The 439-nt window shown below is 62.4% G+C and carries 1 pseudogene; it reads right to left on the bottom strand.

Going from position 1 to position 439, the window contains the following annotated elements:
- A pseudogene (locus tag WG899_RS22305) lies at positions 1 to 439 on the bottom strand (IS3 family transposase); the annotation flags it as partial.

The raw sequence follows: 439 nt of genomic DNA on the forward strand, positions 1-439 counted from the left end.
ACGAACGATCCCGCAGCGAGAGGCACGGGTTCGCGCTTGGGAATGCGGCGCTTGGTGCGCCGAGGAATGTTCAGGCCCAAGTCGCAGTACACCCGCCAGACTCGCTTGTGGTTCCATGGCCGACCATCTAGGCGCAGCCGGTCAAAGCACTTCCAGAATCCCCAGCGACCGTTGCGCTCGACGATGCCGTTGAGCGCTTCAATGACCTCGGCGTCCTTCTCCTGAGGTAACGGTGGCACCTTGTAGTACGCCGCCCGCGACAAGCCTGCGGCGTGGCAGGCTCGCGTGATCGACAAGCGGTGTTCGGTCACCATGACCTCGACCGCCTGCCGCTTCACGGACGGCGTCAGAATTTTTTTGACAGTACGTCCTTGATCGCGGCGTTCTCCAATGCCAAGTCCGCGTACATGCGCTTGAGCCGCGCGTTCTCCGTCTCCAG

This window comes from Paucibacter hankyongi (assembly GCF_037482915.1).
Taxonomy (GTDB): domain Bacteria; phylum Pseudomonadota; class Gammaproteobacteria; order Burkholderiales; family Burkholderiaceae_C; genus Paucibacter_A; species Paucibacter_A hankyongi.